22 protein-coding genes and 1 pseudogene are annotated in these 20,117 nt (G+C 63.7%); 14 read left to right on the forward strand and 9 right to left on the reverse strand.

Annotation, left to right across the window (positions count from 1 at the left end; genetic code table 11):
- Nucleotides 1–152 precede the first annotated feature (152 nt).
- Nucleotides 153–1,139 (forward strand): nucleoside hydrolase, encoded by a 987-nt coding sequence (locus AB5Y64_RS15255; protein WP_182721881.1) that lies wholly within the window; start codon nt 153–155, stop codon nt 1,137–1,139.
- A gap of 95 nt (nt 1,140–1,234) precedes the next feature.
- A complete protein-coding gene (locus tag AB5Y64_RS15260; protein ID WP_039039207.1) occupies nt 1,235–1,564 on the forward strand; it encodes a DUF3634 family protein in 330 nt (109 codons plus the stop codon).
- Nucleotides 1,565–1,654: 90 nt separating this feature from the next.
- Here the strand turns inward: AB5Y64_RS15260 and AB5Y64_RS15265 are convergent, their stop codons facing one another.
- Nucleotides 1,655–2,563 (reverse strand): LysR family transcriptional regulator, encoded by a 909-nt coding sequence (locus tag AB5Y64_RS15265; protein WP_182721673.1) that lies wholly within the window; start codon nt 2,561–2,563, stop codon nt 1,655–1,657.
- Nucleotides 2,564–2,682: 119 nt separating this feature from the next.
- On the opposite strand from AB5Y64_RS15265, the gene AB5Y64_RS15270 reads away from it, so the two are divergent.
- The 9 genes and pseudogenes from AB5Y64_RS15270 to AB5Y64_RS15310 all read left to right on the forward strand — a co-directional run bounded on the left by AB5Y64_RS15270 (nt 2,683) and on the right by AB5Y64_RS15310 (nt 10,642).
- Entirely contained in the window at nt 2,683–3,126 is a 444-nt protein-coding gene (locus AB5Y64_RS15270) for a carboxymuconolactone decarboxylase family protein (RefSeq protein ID WP_041214824.1), read from the forward strand.
- Between the two features lie 507 nt (nt 3,127–3,633).
- Nucleotides 3,634–4,722 (forward strand): cytochrome o ubiquinol oxidase subunit II, encoded by a 1,089-nt coding sequence (gene cyoA, locus AB5Y64_RS15275; protein ID WP_080767819.1) that lies wholly within the window; start codon nt 3,634–3,636, stop codon nt 4,720–4,722.
- Between the two features lie 3 nt (nt 4,723–4,725).
- A complete protein-coding gene (gene cyoB, locus AB5Y64_RS15280) occupies nt 4,726–6,702 on the forward strand; it encodes a cytochrome o ubiquinol oxidase subunit I (RefSeq protein WP_041211612.1) in 1,977 nt (658 codons plus the stop codon).
- The gene (locus tag AB5Y64_RS15285) at nt 6,623–7,318 is read left to right on the forward strand and encodes a cytochrome o ubiquinol oxidase subunit III (RefSeq protein WP_080560441.1); all 696 of its coding nucleotides are present in this window, start codon (nt 6,623–6,625) and stop codon (nt 7,316–7,318) included. The genes cyoB and AB5Y64_RS15285 overlap by 80 nt, the downstream gene beginning before the upstream one ends.
- A complete protein-coding gene (locus tag AB5Y64_RS15290; protein WP_010673684.1) occupies nt 7,319–7,648 on the forward strand; it encodes a cytochrome o ubiquinol oxidase subunit IV in 330 nt (109 codons plus the stop codon).
- 8 nt (nt 7,649–7,656) lie between these two features.
- Entirely contained in the window at nt 7,657–8,550 is an 894-nt protein-coding gene (gene cyoE, locus AB5Y64_RS15295) for a heme o synthase (protein WP_010673685.1), read from the forward strand.
- A gap of 13 nt (nt 8,551–8,563) precedes the next feature.
- Nucleotides 8,564–8,665: pseudogene (locus AB5Y64_RS15300) on the forward strand (protoheme IX farnesyltransferase); the annotation flags it as partial.
- 163 nt (nt 8,666–8,828) lie between these two features.
- A complete protein-coding gene (locus AB5Y64_RS15305; RefSeq protein WP_113978023.1) occupies nt 8,829–10,190 on the forward strand; it encodes an MFS transporter in 1,362 nt (453 codons plus the stop codon).
- Nucleotides 10,191–10,273: 83 nt separating this feature from the next.
- Nucleotides 10,274–10,642, forward strand: a complete 369-nt coding sequence (locus AB5Y64_RS15310) for a DUF1428 domain-containing protein (RefSeq protein ID WP_010673687.1) — start codon at nt 10,274–10,276, stop codon at nt 10,640–10,642.
- Nucleotides 10,643–10,784: 142 nt separating this feature from the next.
- Here AB5Y64_RS15310 and tauD read toward each other — a convergent pair whose 3' ends face one another.
- From tauD to AB5Y64_RS15340, 6 genes are all read right to left on the reverse strand, one after another.
- On the reverse strand, nt 10,785–11,636 hold the full coding sequence (gene tauD / locus AB5Y64_RS15315) for a taurine dioxygenase (protein WP_043155533.1): 852 nt from the start codon (nt 11,634–11,636) through the stop codon (nt 10,785–10,787).
- Nucleotides 11,637–11,715: 79 nt separating this feature from the next.
- Nucleotides 11,716–12,546, reverse strand: coding sequence for a taurine ABC transporter permease TauC (gene tauC, locus AB5Y64_RS15320; protein ID WP_109422650.1), 831 nt, complete (start codon nt 12,544–12,546; stop codon nt 11,716–11,718).
- Nucleotides 12,543–13,310, reverse strand: coding sequence for a taurine ABC transporter ATP-binding subunit (gene tauB, locus AB5Y64_RS15325; RefSeq protein ID WP_042014207.1), 768 nt, complete (start codon nt 13,308–13,310; stop codon nt 12,543–12,545). The genes tauC and tauB overlap by 4 nt, the downstream gene beginning before the upstream one ends.
- Before the next feature lie 16 nt (nt 13,311–13,326).
- Entirely contained in the window at nt 13,327–14,301 is a 975-nt protein-coding gene (gene tauA / locus AB5Y64_RS15330) for a taurine ABC transporter substrate-binding protein (RefSeq protein ID WP_109422675.1), read from the reverse strand.
- A gap of 288 nt (nt 14,302–14,589) precedes the next feature.
- Complete coding sequence (locus tag AB5Y64_RS15335; RefSeq protein ID WP_368204135.1) at nt 14,590–15,693, reverse strand: ElyC/SanA/YdcF family protein; 1,104 nt, start codon at nt 15,691–15,693, stop codon at nt 14,590–14,592.
- A 149-nt stretch (nt 15,694–15,842) separates the two neighbouring features.
- Entirely contained in the window at nt 15,843–16,736 is an 894-nt protein-coding gene (locus AB5Y64_RS15340; RefSeq protein ID WP_201985064.1) for a LysR family transcriptional regulator, read from the reverse strand.
- Nucleotides 16,737–16,836: 100 nt separating this feature from the next.
- On the opposite strand from AB5Y64_RS15340, the gene AB5Y64_RS15345 reads away from it, so the two are divergent.
- Together AB5Y64_RS15345 and AB5Y64_RS15350 are read left to right on the forward strand one after the other, a co-directional pair.
- Nucleotides 16,837–17,325: a DMT family transporter gene (locus AB5Y64_RS15345; RefSeq protein WP_203764668.1), complete on the forward strand. Its 489-nt coding sequence runs from the start codon at nt 16,837–16,839 to the stop codon at nt 17,323–17,325.
- Between the two features lie 10 nt (nt 17,326–17,335).
- Nucleotides 17,336–17,770, forward strand: coding sequence for a DMT family transporter (locus AB5Y64_RS15350; protein ID WP_045524056.1), 435 nt, complete (start codon nt 17,336–17,338; stop codon nt 17,768–17,770).
- Nucleotides 17,771–18,041: 271 nt separating this feature from the next.
- Here AB5Y64_RS15350 and AB5Y64_RS15355 read toward each other — a convergent pair whose 3' ends face one another.
- On the reverse strand, nt 18,042–18,284 hold the full coding sequence (locus tag AB5Y64_RS15355; RefSeq protein ID WP_010673692.1) for a DUF3297 family protein: 243 nt from the start codon (nt 18,282–18,284) through the stop codon (nt 18,042–18,044).
- A 141-nt stretch (nt 18,285–18,425) separates the two neighbouring features.
- Between AB5Y64_RS15355 and AB5Y64_RS15360 the strand changes: the two genes are divergently transcribed.
- Nucleotides 18,426–18,962 carry a metal-dependent hydrolase gene (locus AB5Y64_RS15360; RefSeq protein WP_325784016.1) on the forward strand — a complete coding sequence of 179 codons (537 nt, stop codon included), beginning with the start codon at nt 18,426–18,428 and terminating at the stop codon, nt 18,960–18,962.
- 87 nt (nt 18,963–19,049) lie between these two features.
- Here AB5Y64_RS15360 and AB5Y64_RS15365 read toward each other — a convergent pair whose 3' ends face one another.
- Nucleotides 19,050–20,081, reverse strand: a complete 1,032-nt coding sequence (locus tag AB5Y64_RS15365) for an IS630-like element ISAhy2 family transposase (RefSeq protein WP_001809438.1) — start codon at nt 20,079–20,081, stop codon at nt 19,050–19,052.
- Nucleotides 20,082–20,117 lie beyond the last annotated feature (36 nt).

The following is a 20,117-nucleotide window of genomic DNA, read 5'->3' on the forward strand; positions in this document are numbered from 1 at the left end:
CGGCGCTCGCAATATTTTAGCGGCGGGACACGCCGTTTTAGCCTGTGGAGGCGTGGTGCAATCAGGCCGCCCGATGAAGCAGGAACCCGGTACTGTGCGAGCAGCTATCACCCAGTAATGGGAATCCCCCTCCTGTGACGCGAAGCGCTAAGGTGGGGGAGGATGTCAAGACCCACAAGATCATTCTGGATACCGATCCCGGCATCGACGATGCCATGGCCATTCTGTTTGCCGAGGCGCACCCTGCCATCGAATTGCTCGCCATCACCACGGTGTTTGGCAATGCCACCATCGAAAACGGCACCCGCAACGCCCTCTGGCTCAAGCAAAAATATGGCATGAAGGCGGACGTGGCCCGGGGCGCCGCCGCGCCGCTGCTGCGCGAGCCCGTGGGGCCGACGACGGTGGTGCACGGCCCGAGCGGCTTTGGCGACGTCCAGGCGGGGGAGGTGACCCTCATCCCGGATCCCCGCCCGGCCTGGCAATACATCGTCGAGACGGTGAAGGCCCATCCCGGCGAGATCACCCTGGTGACCATCGGGCCCCTCACCAACCTGGCGCTGGCGCTCGAGGCGGCCCCCGAGGTAGCCGCCCTGGTGAAAGAAGTGGTCGTGATGGGCGGCGCCTTTGGCGTCAACGGCCATCGCGGCAACGTGACCCCCTATGCCGAGGCCAATATCCACGACGATCCCGATGCGGCGGACCGGGTCTTCACCGCCCCCTGGCCCCTGGTGATCATCGGGCTCGACGTCACCCAGCAGAGCATCTTCACCGCCGACTATCTGGATGCCCTGCGGGACGATGCGGGGGAGCCGGGCCGCTTCCTGTGGGATGTCAGCCGCTTCTACCTGCGCTTCTATTCCGAGCGCATCGGCATGGCGGGGTGCCATGTGCACGATCCCTCCGCCATCGCCTATGTGATCGATCCTGCGCTGTTCACCCTGCGCAAGGGGCCGGTGCGGGTCATCACCGAGGGGCCCGCCATCGGCCATACCCTGCAAAAGTTTGACGACACCCGCCATCCCCATGACGAGTGGGCCCACTGCCCGGTCCAGCAGGTCGGGGTCGCGGTGCGGGATCAGGCCCTGCTCGCCCTCTATCGGGATACCCTGGTGGCCTGGGGCAAGGGGCGCCGATAAGGCCCGGCAGTGAGTGAAAGCGTGATGGCGGCCGGGTCATGGTGAGGCGCCCCCGGTTATACTGGCGAACATCGGGTTGACGGGAGGAAGACGCAATGGCCTGGTTGTCTCTGTTGGTGGCGATAGCCCTGATCGGGTGGTTGATGACGCTGGGGCGCGGCGCCCTGTTCGAGGTCCGGCTCGCGCCGGGCAAGGTGGTGGTGAAGCGGGGCTCGGTGCCGCCGCGCTTTGTGACCCAGGCGACCCAGATCCTGCACCATGAGCCGGTGCGCGGGCGCATCCTGGGCCTGCGGGACGGCAACGGGGTGAGGCTGGTCTTCTCCCGCTCCATCCCCGAGCCCGTGGCCCAGCGCCTGCGCAACATCTTCCCCTACGGGGATTACCGGGGGCTCTCCCCGAGCCCTGACGGGCGAAAATCACGCTGAGCGGTCGCCGTGGCGACCCTCATTTCCAGACGCCGGGCCCTGTGCCCGGCGTCTGCGTTTTCAGCGTTTCGCCATGAGGCTCTGTTGCGGTCAGCGCGGCCCTTGCAGGGGCCTGATCGCCTCGACCAGAAAGTCGATGAAGGCGCGGGTCTGGGGTTTGAGGAAGCGGCCGCCACGAAACACCGCGTGGATCTCGTCCTGGCGATCCTCGTAGGGGGAGGCGAGCCACTCTGGCAGCAGCGGCAGCAGGGTGCCCTCGTCGATGCTTTGCTGCACCATCCAGCTCGACAGCAGCAGCACGCCGCACCCCGCGAGGGCGGCGCAGAGCAGGGGCGTGCCCCCGACTGAGGCGAGGTTGCCCTGCACCGCCACCTTCTCGCGCTCCGTGCCTTGCTGGAAGTACCAGTGCTGGCGCTGGCGCCCATGGCCGCGAATGAGGCAGTTGTGGTGGGCCAGCTCGGCGGGATGGGCGGGTTCGCCATGGCGGGCCAGATAGGCGGGGGAGGCGACCAGCAGCGAGCGGTTGGTGAGCAGATGGCGAGTGTGCAGGCTGCTGTCGGCGGGCTTGCCGATGCGCACCGCCACGTCCACGTTCTCGGCATCGAGATCCACCATGCGGTTGTCCAGCGCAACCTCCAGGCGCACCCCGGGGTAGTGGGCGAGGAAGTCGGGCAGGCGGGGAGAGAGCCAGGATGCGCCGAAGCTCTCGAACACCGAGACCCGCAGCGGCCCCTCTGGCGCCACCGAGAGGGGTTGCAGGGATTGCACCAGCTGATCCGCCTCCTCCAGCAGGGGCAGGGAGCGGGCGAGAAAATAGGCGCCCTGCTCGGTCAGCACCAGTTGGCGGGTGCTGCGCTTGAAGAGCGGGATCCCGAGCTGCTGCTCCAGGGCGTCGATGGCACGGGTCACGGAGGAGGGGGCCTGGTTGAGGGCGCGGGCGGCACGGGAGAAACTGCCCGATTCCACCACCTGGGCCAGGATGCGGATGCGATCCAGCATGGATTCACCTTTGCGATAAACGCAAAACTGTTGCAGGTTGTGACGATATTCTAATCAACAATGAAAAAGTGAACAATCAGCTCACCGCCCCATCCGGGGTCCATCACAGGAGTCTTGCCATGTCACACCGTATCCAGCTCGCCAACCAGGTGCCCGCCGCCGTCTCGGCCATGATGGGCCTCGAGTCCTACCTCGGGGGCACCGACATTCCCCTGTCGCTCAAGGAGCTCATCAAGCTGCGCGCCTCCATGATCAACGGCTGCGCCTACTGCATCGAGATGCACGCCGACGTGGCGATGAAGCACGGAGAGAGTGCCCAGCGTCTGCTGGCGCTGGCCGCCTGGCAGGAGTCGCCGCTGTTCGACGCCCGGGAGCGGGCGGTGCTGGCCCTGACCGACGAGGTGACCCTGATCGCCGACAAGGGGCTCACAACGCAGACTTATGAGGCGGCGCTGGCCCAACTGGGGGAAACCCTGCTGGCCCAGTGTCTGATGCAGGTGGTCACCATCAACGCCTGGAACCGGATCGCCGTGGCGACCCGGATGGAACACGATCACTCCTGACACCGGACCTCGAGGGAGGGAGAGAAAACGATTGTCAACGGGCCCGCACAAGGGCCCGTTTTGTTACGAAGTGTGCCTTCTGGCGCCAGGGGTTGCGACCGTTGTCGGGGGGCGGGAAGTTAATCATACATTCGTTTGATTAATTATTTTTTTAATCTTCCCCGAAAAATACCCATCCAGATCAAGGTGTGGAAAAATGACCTGTGAGTCGAAAAGGGGCTGTATGGCTCTTTTTTGATCGCAATGGCGGGTTAAAAACAGACCAGATGGATCTTTTTGGTTAATTGGTGGTCACTTTTGGTGGTGCGAGAGATTAACGGAAGATGAATTGCCGCGGTGTAACTTGAATAAATTGGTCATTGTCAAGGGATTAACATCTGATGCCGCTTTCCATCACCTTTTGAACATTTTTGGGATTAATTTTTCATGTTGTTCACATGCCGGTCTGATGCAATAAAATGCTGCATTTTTTTATACCAATAAGCCTTCAAAAGATGAGGACATTGCATGAGACTCTTTGATGTGAAGAGGGGCTTGGGCGCTTTGCTGCTGCTCGCGACCGCCAGCTTGCTGAGTGGCTGCGACATGGCACTGATGAGCCCCAAGGGGCAGGTCGGTATGGAGCAGAAGTCACTGATACTCACCGCACTCGGCTTGATGCTGATCGTGGTGGTGCCCGTGATTGTCATGGCGGTGGCGTTCGCCTACAAATACCGGGCGTCCAACACCAGTGCCACCTATGCGCCGGACTGGGCCCACTCCAACAAGATTGAGGCAGTCGTCTGGACTGTACCCGTCATCATCATCGTCATCCTGGCGGTGATCACCTGGAAAACTTCCCACTCCCTCGACCCTTACAAGCCGCTGGAATCGGACGTCAAACCGGTTCAGGTGGATGTCATTTCCCTGGACTGGAAGTGGTTGTTCGTCTATCCGGAGCTGGGCATTGCGTCGGTCAACGAGCTGGCCTTCCCGGTCAACACCCCGGTCAACTTCCGGGTGACCTCCGACACCGTGATGAACTCCTTCTTCATCCCGCAACTGGGCGGCCAGATCTACGCCATGGCGGGCATGCAGACCAAGCTGCACCTGATCGCCAACGAAGCGGGCGAGTACAAGGGCATCTCCGGCGGTTACAGCGGTGCCGGTTTCTCCGGCATGAAGTTCAAGGCCATCGCGACCCAGGATCAAGCCGGTTTCGACGCCTGGGTAGCCAAGGTGAAGGCCTCTTCCAAGGCCCTGAGCACCATGGATGAGTTCAATGCCCTGGCCAAGAAGAGCGAAAACCACCCGGTGGAGTACTTCGCCAGCGCCGATCCCAAGCTGTTCGTCAACATCATCAACAAGTTCATGGGCGGCATGTCCCATGGTGGTCACGCCACCCCGGCTGCGGGCTCCGCGGATCACGAGGGCATGAACCACGAGGCCATGAACCATGACGCCGCCCCGAAAGCGGGTGCCATGGACCATGAAGGGATGAACCATGAGGCCTCGCAAGAGGACGCCATGGAGAACCAGGCCATGAACCATGACGCCCATGCCGGACACATGGCCATGTCGGCCGACAAGAGTGTGAAAGCAGGATCCGAGGAATAATCGATGTTTGGAAAATTGACACTCGAGGCTATTCCGTACCATGAACCCATCATCATGGTCACGATAGCCGGTATCATTCTGGGGGGCCTGGCCATCGCCGGTCTCATCACTTACTACGGCAAGTGGCAATATCTGTGGAAAGAGTGGCTGACCTCGGTCGACCACAAACGCCTCGGTATCATGTATCTCATTCTGGGCATGGTCATGCTGCTGCGTGGCTTTGCCGACGCCGTGCTGATGCGTGGCCAGCAGGTCATCGCCTCCGGGGGTGGCGAAGGCTACCTGAACGCCCATCACTACGACCAGATTTTCACCGCCCACGGCGTCATCATGATCTTCTTCGTGGCCATGCCGCTGGTGATCGGTCTGATGAACATCGTGGTGCCGCTGCAAATCGGTGCCCGTGACGTGGCCTTCCCCTTCCTGAACAACCTGAGCTTCTGGTTCACCGCCGCGGCCGTGGTGCTGATCAACGTCTCCCTCGGGGTCGGTGAATTCGCCCAGACCGGCTGGCTGGCCTATCCGCCCTTGTCGGGGCTGGAGTTCAGTCCCGGGGTCGGGGTCGATTACTGGATATGGAGTCTGCAGATTTCGGGTCTGGGGACCCTGCTGACCGGCGTGAACTTCTTCGCCACCATCATCCGCATGCGTGCCCCTGGCATGACCATGATGCGCCTGCCGGTCTTCACCTGGACCGCCCTGTGTGCCAACATCCTGATCATCGCCTCCTTCCCGATCCTGACCGTCACCATCGCCCTGCTCACCGCAGACCGCTACCTGGGTACCCATTTCTTTACCAATGACATGGGTGGCAACATGATGATGTACATCAACCTGATCTGGGCCTGGGGTCACCCCGAGGTGTACATCCTGGTGCTGCCGGTGTTCGGGATCTTCTCCGAAGTGGTGGCGACCTTCTGTAAGAAGAAGCTGTTCGGTTACACCTCCCTGGTGTGGGCAACCGTGGCGATCACCGTGCTGTCGTTCATCGTCTGGCTGCACCACTTCTTCACCATGGGGTCCGGCGCCAACGTGAATGCCTTCTTCGGCATCACCACCATGATCATCTCCATCCCGACCGGGGTGAAGATCTTCAACTGGCTGTTCACCATGTACCGCGGTCGCATCGAGTTCACCTCGCCCATGCTGTGGACCGTCGGCTTCATCATCACCTTCACCGTGGGTGGCATGACCGGGGTACTGCTCTCCGTGCCGGCCGCCAACTTCGTGCTGCACAACAGCCTGTTCCTCATCGCCCACTTCCACAACGTCATCATCGGCGGCGTGGTGTTCGGCTGCTTCGCCGGTATCACCTACTGGTTCCCGAAAGCGTTCGGCTTCAAGCTGGATGACGTCTGGGGCAAGCGTGCCTTCTGGTGCTGGATCACCGGCTTCTTCGTGGCCTTCATGCCGCTCTACGTGCTGGGCTTCATGGGCATGACCCGTCGTGTCAGCCAGAACATCGATCCCGAGTTCCACGGCTGGCTGGTGGTCGCCGCCTGCGGCGCCGGTCTGATTGCCCTGGGCGTGCTGTGCCAGGTCATCCAGATCGTGGTCAGCATCCGCGACCGCGAGAAGAACCGCGACCTGACCGGCGATCCCTGGGGTGGCCGTACCCTGGAGTGGGCGACGTCCTCTCCGCCGCCGTTCTACAACTTCGCCATCGAGCCGAAGGTCACCGGTCTGGACGCCTTCTGGGAAGCCAAGGCTGACGGCAGCGCTTACAAGAAGCCTGCCCAGTATGCCCCCATCCACATGCCGAAGAACTCCGGTGCCGGTGTCATCATCGCCGCCTTCAGCGTGGTGTTCGGCTTTGCCATGATCTGGCACATCTGGTGGATGGCCATCGCCGGCTTCATCGGCATGATCGCCACCTGGATCATCCACAGCTTCAACGACGATGTGGACTACTACGTACAGGTTGACGAGATCGAGCGCATCGAAGGTCAGCATTTCGACAACATCAACAAGGTGGCTTAATTCCATGGCGACTGACGTACTACATCACTCTCACGGTGCCCATGAGGATGGGCACCACGATGCCGGTGCCACCAAGGTATTCGGTTTCTGGATCTACCTGATGAGTGACTGCATCCTGTTCGCGACCCTGTTCGCGACCTATGCGGTCCTGGTCAACGGCACTGCCGGTGGCCCCACCGGCAAGGACATCTTCGAACTGCCGTTCGTGTTCGCCGAAACCATGCTGCTGCTGCTGAGCTCCATCACCTTCGGGTTCGGCATGCTGGCCATGAACAAGAACAAGGTCGCGGCGGTCAACACCTGGCTGTTCGTCACCTTCCTGCTGGGTGCCGGCTTCATCGCGATGGAAATCTACGAGTTCCATCACCTGATCGTGCACGAGGCGGGCCCGGATCGCAGCGGCTTCCTCTCTGCCTTCTTCACCCTGGTGGGGACCCATGGTATCCACGTGACCAGCGGCCTGGTCTGGATCATCGTGATGATGGTGTCGATCACCAAGAAGGGGCTGACCGAGCGCAACCGCACTCGCCTGATGTGCCTGAGCCTGTTCTGGCACTTCCTCGACGTGGTATGGATCTGCGTCTTCACCGTGGTCTATCTGATGGGGGTCATGTAAATGAGTCATTCCGTTGACAATCACGGCGCCAGCCACGGCAGCGTCAAGTCCTACATGATCGGCTTCGTGCTGTCACTCATCCTGACCGCCGTGCCGTTCTGGATGGTGATGGACGGCTCCGCCTCCCACGCCGTGGTGCTCGGCACCGTGGTGGCCATGGCGGTGGTGCAGATCTTCGTACACCTGGTCTACTTCCTGCACATGAACACCTCCTCCGAGGAGCGCTGGAACCTGGTGGCACTGGTCTTTACCGTGCTCATCATCGCCATCGTGGTCGTGGGTTCCCTGTGGATCATGTACAACCTCAACATCAACATGATGGTTCACTGAGCGGGTTGATGATGATGAAGCAATACCTGCAAGTGACCAAGCCGGGCATCATCTTCGGCAACCTCATCTCGGTTATCGGGGGATTCCTGCTGGCCTCGAAGGGGAGCCTGGATGTGCCCCTGTTCATCCTGACCATGGTGGGGGTGTCACTGGTGGTGGCCTCCGGTTGCGTGTTCAACAACTACATCGACCGGGACATCGACTGCATCATGGAGCGCACCAAGAACCGCGCCCTGGTGCGGGGGCTCATCGCCCCCGGTGTCTCCCTCTGGTATGCGACGGCGCTGGGCGTTGCGGGCATTGCACTGCTCTACTTTGCGGCCAATCCGTTGGCCGCCTTGCTGGCGGTGCTGGGCTTCCTGGTTTATGTGGGGGTCTACAGCCTCTACATGAAGCGCCACTCGGTCTATGGCACCCTGGTCGGCAGCCTCTCCGGCGCCGCGCCGCCGGTCATCGGCTACTGCGCGGTGAGCGGGCAGTTCGACTCGGGGGCCCTGATCCTGCTGGCGATCTTCAGCCTGTGGCAGATGCCGCACTCCTATGCGATCGCCATCTTCCGCTTCAAGGACTACCAGGCTGCCAACATCCCGGTGCTGCCGGTGGTGAAGGGGATCCCGGTGGCCAAGCTCCACATCACCCTCTACATCCTGGCGTTCATGGTGCCGACCCTGATGCTGTTCCTCGGCGGCTACGCCGGGTACAAGTATCTGGTGGTGGCCACCGCGGTGAGCGTCTGGTGGCTGGGGATGGCGCTGTCGGGCTACAAGGCGGCGGTGGACGACTCCCTCTGGGCGCGCAAGCTGTTCATGTTCTCCATCGTCACCATTACTTGCCTGAGCGTGATGATGTCGGTGGACTTCCAGCCGGACGCAGCGCCTGTATTGGTGAGCATGCTGCCCTGACGCTGGAGCTGACATGTTCTCCATCGTCGTCATCATCTTCACTTGCCTGAGCGTGATGATGTCGGTGGGCTTCCAGCCGGACGCAGCGCCGCTGCTGGTGAGCATGCTGCCCTGATAGTGTGAGTTGTGCCCCTAAATGCATGAAATCCAGAGCCGGGAATCTTCCCGGCTCTGCTATTATGGGCGCCGCCCTGCGAGGGGCATCGCCGATTTTTCGGGGCGGCCGGGCGCCTGTCACCCCTTTCTTTCTCTCTTCTTTTTGACTCATCGAGGCCCTCATGAATGATTTCACCATGACGAGGGGCGAGCGACGCGCGACCTGGGCGCTCGGCTCCGTCTTCTCGCTGCGCATGCTCGGCATGTTTATGGTGCTGCCGGTGCTGACCACCTACGGCATGTCCCTGGCGGGCGCCTCCGAGGCGCTCATCGGGCTTGCCATCGGCATCTACGGCATGACCCAGGCCCTGTTCCAGATCCCCTTCGGCCTGCTCTCCGACAAGGTGGGGCGCAAGCCCCTCATCGTTGGCGGCCTGCTGATGTTTGCCCTTGGCAGCGTCATCGCCGCCCTGAGCGACGCCATCTGGGGGGTCATCGTCGGGCGCGCCCTGCAAGGGAGCGGCGCCATCTCCGCCGCCGTCATGGCGCTCCTGTCGGATCTCACCCGGGAGCAGAATCGCACCAAGGCGATGGCCTTCATCGGGGTGAGCTTTGGCATCACCTTCGCCATCGCCATGGTGACCGGCCCCCTCATCACCCATGCCCTGGGCTTGTCCGGCCTCTTCTGGCTCATCGCCCTGCTGGCCCTGGCCGCCATCGCCATGGTGCTCTGGGTGGTGCCGACCCCGGCGGCCCACCTGCAAAATCGCGAGTCCGCCATGGTGCGAGGCAGCTTTCGTACCGTGCTCACCAACCCTCGCCTGCTCAAACTCAACCTCGGCATCCTCTGCGTCCACACCCTGCTGATGTCGAGCTTCGTGGCCCTGCCGCCCCTGCTGGAGCGTGCCGGGCTGCCCCGTGACAGCCAGTGGCAGGCCTATCTGGTGACCATGATGATCGCCTTCGTGAGCGTGGTGCCCTTCATCATCTATGCCGAGAAGCACCGCCAGATGAAGCGGGTCTTCATCGGGTGCGTGGTGGTGATGCTGGCCGCCGAGCTGGTGCTCTGGCAGAGCGGCCAGCAGCTGTGGGGTCTGCTCGCCGGGTTGCAGCTCTTCTTCATCGGCTTCAACGTGATGGAGGCACTGCTGCCGTCTCTCATCAGCAAGGAGTCCCCGCCGGGCTACAAGGGCACCGCCATGGGGGTCTACTCTACCAGTCAGTTCCTCGGGGTCGCCATCGGCGGCAGTCTCGGCGGCCTGCTCTACAGCCTGGGGGGCGGCCCCCTGGTGTTTGGCGGTTGCGCCGCCCTGGCCCTCGCCTGGCTCGGGGTGAGCCTCACCATGGCCGAGCCCCCCTATGTGAGCAGCCTGCGCATCGTGCTGCCGGAAGGGGTCGAGGCCACCCCGGCCCTGGAGCAGCGGATCCGCGCCAGCGAGGGGGTAAGCGACGTGCTGCTGGTGCGCGAGGAGCACTCCCTCTACGTGAAGGTGGACAGCAAGCGCCTGACCCGCAGCGATCTGGAGCGGCTGGTCTCGTTGTGATGGCTGGCTGCGCGGGGCGGCGCAGAGCGCGGGCTGATGGGCGGCTGCTATGCTGAGATCCTCACTCACTGGAGGAACCTCTGATGTCATACGTGGACGGATTCGTGCTCGCCGTGCCGACGGCCAACAAGCAGGCCCTGATCGATCATGCGGGGCAGTTTGACCCCATCTTCCTCGAATACGGCGCCACCCGGGTGCTGGAGTGCTGGGGGGACGATGTGCCCCACGGCAAGCAGACCGACTTTTACCGGGCGGTGGCGGCCAGGGAGGATGAAACCGTGGTCTTCTCCTGGGTGGAGTGGCCGAGCAAGGCGGTGCGGGACGACGCCATGGGCAAGATGATGCAGGACCCCAGGATGGACCCCGCCAATCCCCTGCACCAGACCATGCCGTTTGATGGTGCCCGCATGATTTTCGGAGGCTTCACCACCGTGCTGGAGCTCAAGGGCTGAGACCGGCCATCGGGGCTTCACCCTGGTGGCCGGAGCGCAAGGGCCGATAGCAACACCCAGGCCCGTCAGATGATGAAAAAGCCCGCCAGCCGGCGGGCTTTTTGCTGGGCGTTATCTCATGGTCGCTCTCCATGAGGGATGTTCAGCCCGGGCGCCAGAAGGGCTTGTCCCCGAGAATGGTGGCCCTGTGCATCACCCGGCGGGCCGGCAGGTAGTCGGCATTGGCATAGTGCTGGGTCACCCTGTTGTCCCAGATGGCGATGTCGTTCTCCTGCCAGCGCCAGCGCACCTGGAACTCGGGGCGGGTGATGTGCTCGAACAGAAAGCCGAGCAGGGCCTCGCTCTCTTTGGGGGGCAGCCCGGGCAGCCGGGTGGTGAACCCCTCGTTGACGAACAGGGCCTGACGGCCGCTCACCGGGTGGGTGCGGATCACCGGGTGGCGCAGGGGCGGGTGACGGGCCACGGCCGCCTGCCAGCGCTGGCGCGCCTCCTCGCTGTCATCATGGCGATGGGCCGGGAAGGACTTGGTGAAGTCGTGCTCGGCTTCCAGCCCTGCCAGCAGGGTTTGCAGGGGAGGGGAGAGGGCCGCCAGCGCCGCGATGCCGCTGGCCCAGAGGGTGTCCCCCCCGGTGGGGGGCAGCTGCTTGGCGGCCAGAATGGCCAGTGCCGGGGGCGTCTCGATAAAGGTCACGTCGGTGTGCCAGTTGTCGTTGTCCGGCGGATTGTCATCGTGGGTATCGAGCACGATGATCTCCTCGGCCTCCTCCGTGTGGGGGTAGACGGGGTGGATGTGCAGATCCCCGAAGCGGTTCGCCAGCGCCCGCTGGGCTCGCGGGGTGATGGGCTGGTTGCGAAAGAACAGCACCTGGTATTTGAGCAGGGCGCGATGGAGCTGCTCGAACTGCCCCTGGCTCAGGGGCTCGGCCAGATTGACGCCGGCGATGACGGCGCCGATGTGAGGGCCGAGGGGGGTAATGGTCAACTTGTCGGTCATGGTCTTGCTCCATGTCTGGGGGCGTGAAGGCCCGATACCAATAGGAAAGGGAGGCGAAGGAAAGAGGTCAGCCTGTGGCTCATTGTCCTTCTCCATGCCAGGGGGTGAGCCTGCGCTGCAGGGCGCGCAGGCCCAGTTCCAGTACGAAGGCGATCAGGGCGATCACCAGGATGCCCGCCAGCACCACGTCGGTGGCGAGAAACTCGCCGGCGGATTGCACCATGAAGCCCACCCCCCTGGTGGCGGCGATAAGCTCGGCCGCCACCAGGGTGGACCAGCCCACCCCGAGCCCGATGCGCAGCCCGGTCAGGATGTCCGGCAGGGCGCCGGGCAGGATCACGTGCCAGAGCACCTGGGACCGGGATGCGCCCAGCGCCTGGGCCGCCCGCACTCGCACCGCGTTGGCGCTCTGCACCCCCGCCAGGGTCGCCAGGGCCACGGGCGCGAAGATGGCCAGATAGATGAGCAGCACCTTGGAGGTCTCGCCGATGCCAAACCAGATCACCATGAGTGGCAGGTAGGCGAGCGGCGGCACCGGGCGGTAGAGCTCGATGAGGGGATCCAGCACGCCGCGCACTGTGGGGGAGAGCCCCATGGCGATGCCCACCGTGATGCCAAAGAACGCCGCGGCAGCGAGCGCCACCAGGATGCGCCCCAGGCTGGCCCCCAGGTGTTGCCACAGGGTGGCATCCATAAAGCCCGTTTGGCCTGCGATGGTGATGAGCTGTGCCAGCACCCGCTGTGGGGGCGGCAGGAACAGGGGGTCGACCCAGCCGAAGTGGGCCACCAGCCACCACAGGGCCAGCAGCACGATCAGGGTGGCGAGGCTCAGGGTCAGGCGGCGGGACAGGGGCCAGCCCGCTGCCCGTGCGTGGGTGAGATCCCGTTGCCGGGCGAGGGCGAGGGTCATGCGAAGGCCTCCCGCTCTGCGAACACCCGTTCCAGCACGTATTCACGGCGCTCGATGAAGGCCGGATCGGACTTGATGCTGCGGCAGGGCTCCCCGGCGGCGAAGCGGCGACCGAAATCCAGGGTCAGCCGCTCCGTCACCCGCCCGGGGGAGGGGGAGAGCAGCACCAGATCGGTGGCCATGAAGATGGCCTCCTCGATGTCGTGGGTGATGAGCAGCACCTGACGCCGGTGCTCGTGCCACAGGCGCAGCAGAAGAGTCTGCATCTGCTCCCGGGTGAAGGCGTCCAGGGCGCCGAAGGGCTCGTCCAGCAGGAGCAGGCGGGGTTGGGTGGCCAGGGCCCGGGCGATGCCGACCCGCTGGCGTTGGCCGCCGGAGAGCTGCCAGATGGCGCGATCGCCGGCCCCCTCCAGCCCCACCTGACGCAGCAGTGCCTGGGCCTGTTCGGTGCGCTCGGCACTGGGTACGCCCGCCAGCTGCAGGCCGAGGGCCACGTTGTCTCGCACGTTGCGCCAGGGCAGCAGCCCCTCGCTCTGGAACACCACGCCGCGCTCGGCGCCGGGGCCGGTGACCGGCTTGCCCTCAAGGCTTATCTGGCCGTGGTGGCAAGGCTCGAAGCCCGCCACCAGGTTGAGGAGGGTCGTCTTGCCGGAGCCCGAGGGCCCCAGCACCACCATCAGCTCCCCCTCGGACAGGGAGAGGTTGATGTTGTCGAGCACCCGCCTGCCGGCGTACTCGGCGGACACATGAGAGAGCTGCAGCATGGTCGTCTCCTTGGATTTACTGGGCCACGGCTTTCACGAAGCGATCGGTCACGAACTGGCGGTAGTCCGAGGCGGCGTTCGCGACCTTGCCCTGGCTCTCGAGGAAGCGGGCGGTGTCGATGATGGTCTGGTTGACGAGGCGCCCGAGCTCGGCGCTCTGGGCCTTCGCATCGAGGTAGGTGTTGCCCTTCACCAGCGCGGGAACGTCCGCCTCGGGAACGCCGCTCAGCTTGGCCAGCTTGGCGAGGTTGTCCGGCTTGGTGAGCCAGCGGTCGGGGTTGGCCAGGTAGTCGCGCTGGGCGGCCAGGGTGCTGTTCACGAAGGCCTGCACCACTTCGGGGTGGGCCTTGGCAAAGTCCTTGCGCACCACCCAGACGTCCAGGGTCGGCGCCCCCCAGTCACCCACCTGGGCGGAGTCGGTCAGCACCTTGCCCTCCTTGGTGAGCTGGTTGAGGGCGGGGGCCCAGACATAGGCGCCGTCGATGTCGCCCCGCTGCCAGGCTGCGATGATGGCCGGTGGTTGCAGGTTGACGATCTGCAGCGTCGCGGGGTCGACGTTCCAGTGCTTGAGGGCCGCCAGCAGGCTGTAGTGGGTGGTTGAGGTATAGGGCACGGCGATGCGCTTGCCCGCGAGATCCTCGGGTTTTGCGAGCCCCTGCTTCACCACCAGGGCCTCGGACTCCCCGAGCTTGGAGGCGAGCAGGAACACCTCGATGGGCAGGTTCTGGCTCGCCGCCACTGCCAGGGGGCTGGAGCCGATGTTGCCTATCTGCACGTCGCCAGAGGCGAGCGCCCGTACCACGCTGGCGCCGCTGTCAAACTTGCGCCAGTCCACGGTGGCGCCGCTCTCCCTGGCGAAGCTGTTGTCGGCCTGGGCTACCTTGGCGGGTTCGGCGGAGGTCTGGTAGGCCACGGTGACGTCGAGGGCCTGGGCGGACTGGCCGAGCAGCATGGAGGCCGCGAGCCACAGAGAGATGCCTTTTGCTGTCATGATGCACTTCCTTGTTGGGGGTGTTGGAAGCCACATCTTTATCTGAACATTCCCGGGGGCGAAGGAACGAGAAGGGTGTTCTCATGCCGTTTGGTTCTTAGAAAAAGAACGGTAAATCAATGATCTGATTGAGATATGCCAGAAAGTGGATAGCTTGCTCACCCGCCATCTATCGGGTGGCTGGCGCAAGGGGCCAGCAGGTGCGTGCAGGGGCCAGCCAACAGGGAGGGCAGTGACTGGCAGGGGGAAGAGAGGAAAAGGCCCCGCCAGGGTGGCGGGGCCGGGGGATCAGCGCTCCACCAGCGGGGCCGAGCGGTAGCTCCACAGGCCATAGGTGCGCAGGGCGTCCCGGTAGATGCCAAGCAGCTCCTCCGGGCCTGCCTTGGCCAGGGCCGACAGCGGCTTGTCCGGGTAGGCGACGCTGTCGATGTGGATGTTCGCCGGGCCGCTCTGCCAGCAGGCGATTTCCAGCAGGGTCTGGCCCCGGCGCACATGGCTCGCCGAGCTCACCAGGGTGGCGAACTCAATCTCGTGGCGGGCGAGGGCATAGCCGCTGTAGAGGGCGTTCTCCACCGTGCTGGTGGCGTAGTTCTCCTCGATGATACGGGAGCGGTCGATGCCCTTTTTCGCCAGCCAGTCCGCCATCAGCTTGCCCTCGGTCTGGCGGTTCTGGGGCACGCCGCCGGTGAGGATGACGAGGGCCGCCGGATCGGCCTGGGCCAGGGCGCGGGTGGTCTCGAGGCGTCCCAGCAGAATGTCGTGCATGGAGCCGTCGGGATTGAGGGCATAGCCCAGGGTGACGATGGCGCGGCGCCCCTTCTTCTCGCCCCGTCCCTGACGCTCCTTGAGGGGGGTGGCGACCACCCTGTCCACGGTGGCGAACAGCCGCTGCAAGTCGGCGGCGCGACCGGCATTGAGCTCGCCGACCCGCTTGAGGTAGCCATCGGATTTGGCCTGGTTGCCCTTGAAGCGCTGCCAGGTGGCCAGATAGGTGTTGATGTCCAGATCGTCCGGGGCGGCGGTGAGGGCCTGCTCGAACAGGGCGATGGCCCTGTCCACGTTGCCGTTGTAGATCTGGGCGTTGGCCGCCGAGATGAGCAGATCGGTGCGATAGGGCTCGAGCTGGTGGGCCTCCAGCAGCAGAGTGGTCACCTGCTCCATGTTGCTCGGCATCTTGGCGGTGAAGCCCGCATCGGAGACCCGGGCGGGGGAGTGGAAGATGCGGGCGGCGTCTGCCAGCAGCTGATCCACCACCTGGCGCTTGCTGATGAACTGCTCGTAATTCTGCTCCTTTTGCAGGGAGCGCACCGGGGCGGCCCAGGCATCGGATGAGACAACGAGCGGCAGCGTCAGCAGGCTGGTGAGGGTCAGGGCAATCGCGGTTTTCTTCATCATGGGGCTCCCTCTGGGGTGCGGGGCGCGATGTCGTGGCTCGTCCCCTGAATGCTTTTCCAATAAAAACAGATGCTTGGTTTGCTGCTTACTCTACTCCCTTCCCGATGAAAAAAACGTGAACCGTTCCGGTTATCCCGATGCCCCCCTCAGCGCAGCCCCAGACGCGCCTGCAGGAAGGCCAGCCAAGCCGCCACCTTGGCGGGCAGGTGGCGGCGCTTGGGATAGACGCACCAGATGCCGTGCTCGGGCAGGGCATGGTCTGGCAGGACGGGCACCAGCCGCCCGATGGCGAGATCCCGCGCCACGATGAAGTCCGGCATGTTGCCGATGCCAAGCCCCGCCAGCAGCGCGGTGTGGATGGCATCGCTGTTGTTGACCTCGAAATTGCCCCTGGGGGTGATGGCCACCTCTCCTTCGGGCCCGTGCAGCCGCCACTGGGTGCCGCCGCGAAACAGGGAGTAGAAGAGGCAGTTGTGGCGCTCGAGATCCGCCGGGATGCGGGGCGTGCCGGCCTGCGCCAGGTAGGCGGGGGCGGCGCACAGGGTGCTGAGACAGGGGGCGAGGCGGCGGGCGATCAGGCTCGAATCCTCCAGCTCGCCGATGCGCACCGCCACGTCGAACCCCTCGGCCACCAGATCCTGCCGGGCGTCGCTCATCTCCAGCTGCAACTGCACCTCGGGGTGGAGGGCGAGAAACTCGGGGACAAGGGGGGCGATGTGGCGCCGGCCATAGACCATGGGCACCGTCACCCGCAGCAGGCCGCGGGGGGCCGATTGCAGGGCGCCGATGGCATCTTCCCCGTCGCTGGCCAGGCGCACTGCATGGCGCACCGTCTCGAAGTAGCGCTCCCCCGCCTCGGTCAGGGTGAGGGAGCGGGTGGTGCGATAGAGGAGCTGGCAGCCGAGGGCCTGCTCGAGCTGGCTCACCTTCTTGCTCAGCACCGACTTGCTGAGGCCGAGCTGACGGGCGGCGCCGGAGAAGGTGCCCGACTCCACCACGGCGACGAAGGCGGGGAGCAGGGCGAAGGCTTCCTGGTTCATGTTGTTCTCGATATGGAAACAATGTTGTTCCAGGAGGGTAGATTATCCCCAAATCAAAAACAATTTACCCTGCTCGTCAGTTCAACCAAGGAGCAACCCCATGATCCCCCCGCTTGTTGACCACGGCCCCGGCCGCCCCGCCCTCGGCCAGACACTTGGCCAGACCCTGGGTGCCCTGGCCGCCTTCGCCGCCGGCCTGCTGCTGGCGCTGATGATCGCCCAGAACGGCGCCCTGGCCCGCGCCACCGACCCCTGGCTCGCAAGTTGGCTGGCCCACGGGGTCGGCAGCCTGGTGGCCGGGCTCCTGTGGTGGCTCTCCCCAAGGCCCCCGACGCCGGAGGCGGCCCCGCCCTGGGCCTGGCTCGGCGGTCTGCCGGGGGCGCTCACCGTGGTGCTGGCGGCCCTCTGCCTCAACTCGCCCCTCGGCATGGCGGGCACCCTGGCCCTGCTGCTGCTCGGCCAACTGCTGTTTGGTGCCCTGTGCGATGGCCTCGGCTGGCTCGGACTGGCTCGCCGCCGCCCCTCGGGAAAAGACGCGCTCGCCGCCCTGCTGGTGCTGGCCGGCGCCCTGCTTATCGTGCTGCATTAGGAGAGACACCATGACCCTATTGATCCTGCTGGGACTGCTGAACGGCGTGGCGGTGAGCCTGTCGCGCACCCTCAATGGCCGCCTCGCCAGCGCCCGGGGCGCCATGACGGCGTCGCTGGCCAACCACCTGCTCGGCTTCGGGCTGCTCGGCGCCCTGCTCATCCTCAAAGGGGCACCCTGGGAGCGGCTCGCCGGGCTCGATCCCTGGCTGCTGCTCGGCGGGGTGCTGGGGGCGCTGTTCGTCGCCATCAGCAGTTGGGCCATCGGCCGGATCGGCGCCCTGGCCTGCGCCCTGCTCATCGTCACGGGCCAGCTGGCGGGGGGCGCCCTGCTCGATGCCCTGGCCGGACGGCTGGCCGCGAGCGATCTGCTCGGCATCCTGCTGGTGCTGGCGGGGGCTGCGCTGCAACGCTGGCAGGGCGGCAAGTCGCGTTCCCGAGGGTGAGTGATGCTGTGATGGCCTGGGTAAACCGGCAGGGATGACAGGAGCGCCGCCCTGCCTGGATGCAAAAGGCGGCTCGCTAGCCGGATCAGGGCCCAGATGAAAAGGAAAAGGCGAAAGAAAGGGAAGGAAAGGAAGAAACAGGAAGGCAAAAGAGAGCAAAGAAAGAGAGGCGCCTGTCACCCTGGGCCAGCCCAAAAGCAGAACACCGGCGCAAGGCCGGTGTTCTGAACAGCATGGCGGCGGGCCCGGCGGGGCGCGCGGTCAGGGCCGCTTAGGCGTAGAAAGCCTCGACGGTGCCCTTGACGGTGATCAGCATGGGGTTGCCATAGCGATCCTTGGCCTTGGGGGAGGGGATCTTCACCCAACCTTCGCTGATGCAGTACTCCTCGACATTGGTGCGCTCCTTGCCGTTCACGCGAATGCCGATCTCGTGCTCGAAGCACTCTGCCACATGGTGCGGGCTGCGCGGGTTGGCCGCCAGACGGTCGGGCAGTGCAGGTTTGTTGTCGCTCATTTTATAGACCTGAGTGTGATAAAAAGTGGGTCATTGTAGGCAATGCCTGCCATGGGCTCAAGGCTGGTGGCACGCAACTTCACCTTCACTTCACCGAGCGGGGACAAGGTAGGCTCACGTTTTCAGTTGGAGCTTTATCCTATGCCCACCATCGTCACCCACGCCGCCGTCCCTCTCTGCCTTGGGCTCGGGCTTGGCAGCCGGATTATCCCGCCCCGCCTGCTGTTGGCAGGGGTTGCCATCGCCATGCTGCCCGATGCCGATGTGCTCGCCTTTAAACTGGGGGTCGCCTACGGCCATGTCTTTGGCCACCGCGGCTTTACTCACTCCCTGCTGTTTGCCTTTGCCCTACCCACGCTGGCCATGCTTTTTCACCGCCAATTTCGGGCGAGCGCTGCCACCGTCTGGTCGTTTCTGCTGGTCTCCCTGCTCTCCCACAGCCTGCTCGATTCCCTCACCACCGGCGGCAAGGGGGTGGGCTGGCTCTGGCCATGGCGTGACGAACGTTTCTTCGCCCCCTGGCAGGTGATCAGGGTCGCCCCCTTCAAGCTGGAAGCCTATCTCACCGCCCGAGGTGAGGCGGTGGTCCTCTCCGAACTCTACTGGGTCTGGCTGCCGGGGGTTGTATTGATGCTGGTGTTGATGGGATGGCGGGTGTGGGGCTGGGGTCGTCAGTGAATGCTGAGACTGGCGGCCAAGTGATGAAGATAGTCATAACTGTGCCACTGCACTGCGCAGAGGGCTAAATAACTGATCCCAATAGTGCTACACCTTCGCTGTGCCATAGCCATTCCCCGGGAAAGGAGACACGGTATCCATGAAGTGTTTCACTCGGGCCAGCAGGTTTGCCATCCCTCTGCATTGATGATTGCGCGTGATGGTTTCATGTAACTTGTGCCATAGCCGTTCTATGTGATTAACCCAAGGGCTGTAAACTGGCTGGAACACCAGGCAGAACTTGGGATTCTTCTTCAACCATCGCTCGGTCTGTTTGCTTTTGTGAATGATGTAGTTATCGAGGATCAACGTGATGGTTTTGGCTCGTCGGTAGTGGTGGCGCAGCTTTTCCAGCATGGCAATAAACAGCGATGAGTTTTTCTTGATCCCGCTGACGTAAAGTACCCTTCCGTTGCCTGCGTGGAGAACGCCTGCCAGATAATGCTTGGCATTCTGCCCCGGTGTGACAACCCGCTTTTGCTGCGCTCTGAACATCCAGTCGGCTCCTAATTTGGGATTGAGGTCTATATCGACTTCATCCTCATAAAACACCGGATTATCGGCATCACAGCGGGCCAGCGCGGCGTCGATATTCGCCATTTTTTCCTGATAGGCTGGGTCTTTTATCCGCAAGGTCGGCACGGGCCTGCGCCAGACAATGCCCATACGAGGTAACCATCGGCGGAGCGTGGAGGCTGCCACATTGAGCCCTGTTAACCGATTGATTTTTATAGCCAATAGTTCAGTACACCAACGGCTGCGCTGATAACCAAAATCTTGCGGAGAAAACTGCATGAGCAGCACCAGTAAGGTGACAATCTTGGCGATAGGTAAGACTGGGGCACGGCCAGCCGGTAAGGCTTCTAGCGCATCTATGCCTTCATCTCGATACCACCGAAGCCAACGACCGATGGTCGAGCGCGCAGCGCCGGTAAGGTGATGAACATCGGTGATCGTGCGTCCTTCATGTAACAGCAAGATGGCCATCAAGCGACGAGCATGTCCTTTATCACGGGTGGCATGGATGATTTTGTGAATGCGGCGCCGTTGTGGTCGTGGCAGAGGTGGTAGGATAGGCATCAACTCAGTCCTTTGGGTGTGGCTTGTTTTGTTTAG

The organism is Aeromonas sp. R5-1, from assembly GCF_040908265.1.
GTDB classification, from domain to species: domain Bacteria; phylum Pseudomonadota; class Gammaproteobacteria; order Enterobacterales; family Aeromonadaceae; genus Aeromonas; species Aeromonas caviae.

Coding starts and splice junctions, on each gene's coding strand:
- AB5Y64_RS15260 (WP_039039207.1), top strand. CDS start 1,235: ATGGCCTGGTTGTCTCTGTTGGTGGCGATAGCCCTGATCGGGTGGTTG.
- AB5Y64_RS15265 (WP_182721673.1), bottom strand. CDS start 2,563: ATGCTGGATCGCATCCGCATCCTGGCCCAGGTGGTGGAATCGGGCAGT.
- AB5Y64_RS15270 (WP_041214824.1), top strand. CDS start 2,683: ATGTCACACCGTATCCAGCTCGCCAACCAGGTGCCCGCCGCCGTCTCG.
- cyoA (WP_080767819.1), top strand. CDS start 3,634: ATGAGACTCTTTGATGTGAAGAGGGGCTTGGGCGCTTTGCTGCTGCTC.
- cyoB (WP_041211612.1), top strand. CDS start 4,726: ATGTTTGGAAAATTGACACTCGAGGCTATTCCGTACCATGAACCCATC.
- AB5Y64_RS15285 (WP_080560441.1), top strand. CDS start 6,623: ATGTGGACTACTACGTACAGGTTGACGAGATCGAGCGCATCGAAGGTC.
- AB5Y64_RS15290 (WP_010673684.1), top strand. CDS start 7,319: ATGAGTCATTCCGTTGACAATCACGGCGCCAGCCACGGCAGCGTCAAG.
- cyoE (WP_010673685.1), top strand. CDS start 7,657: ATGATGATGAAGCAATACCTGCAAGTGACCAAGCCGGGCATCATCTTC.
- AB5Y64_RS15305 (WP_113978023.1), top strand. CDS start 8,829: ATGAATGATTTCACCATGACGAGGGGCGAGCGACGCGCGACCTGGGCG.
- AB5Y64_RS15310 (WP_010673687.1), top strand. CDS start 10,274: ATGTCATACGTGGACGGATTCGTGCTCGCCGTGCCGACGGCCAACAAG.
- tauD (WP_043155533.1), bottom strand. CDS start 11,636: ATGACCGACAAGTTGACCATTACCCCCCTCGGCCCTCACATCGGCGCC.
- tauC (WP_109422650.1), bottom strand. CDS start 12,546: ATGACCCTCGCCCTCGCCCGGCAACGGGATCTCACCCACGCACGGGCA.
- tauB (WP_042014207.1), bottom strand. CDS start 13,310: ATGCTGCAGCTCTCTCATGTGTCCGCCGAGTACGCCGGCAGGCGGGTG.
- tauA (WP_109422675.1), bottom strand. CDS start 14,301: ATGACAGCAAAAGGCATCTCTCTGTGGCTCGCGGCCTCCATGCTGCTC.
- AB5Y64_RS15335 (WP_368204135.1), bottom strand. CDS start 15,693: ATGAAGAAAACCGCGATTGCCCTGACCCTCACCAGCCTGCTGACGCTG.
- AB5Y64_RS15340 (WP_201985064.1), bottom strand. CDS start 16,736: ATGAACCAGGAAGCCTTCGCCCTGCTCCCCGCCTTCGTCGCCGTGGTG.
- AB5Y64_RS15345 (WP_203764668.1), top strand. CDS start 16,837: ATGATCCCCCCGCTTGTTGACCACGGCCCCGGCCGCCCCGCCCTCGGC.
- AB5Y64_RS15350 (WP_045524056.1), top strand. CDS start 17,336: ATGACCCTATTGATCCTGCTGGGACTGCTGAACGGCGTGGCGGTGAGC.
- AB5Y64_RS15355 (WP_010673692.1), bottom strand. CDS start 18,284: ATGAGCGACAACAAACCTGCACTGCCCGACCGTCTGGCGGCCAACCCG.
- AB5Y64_RS15360 (WP_325784016.1), top strand. CDS start 18,426: ATGCCCACCATCGTCACCCACGCCGCCGTCCCTCTCTGCCTTGGGCTC.
- AB5Y64_RS15365 (WP_001809438.1), bottom strand. CDS start 20,081: ATGCCTATCCTACCACCTCTGCCACGACCACAACGGCGCCGCATTCAC.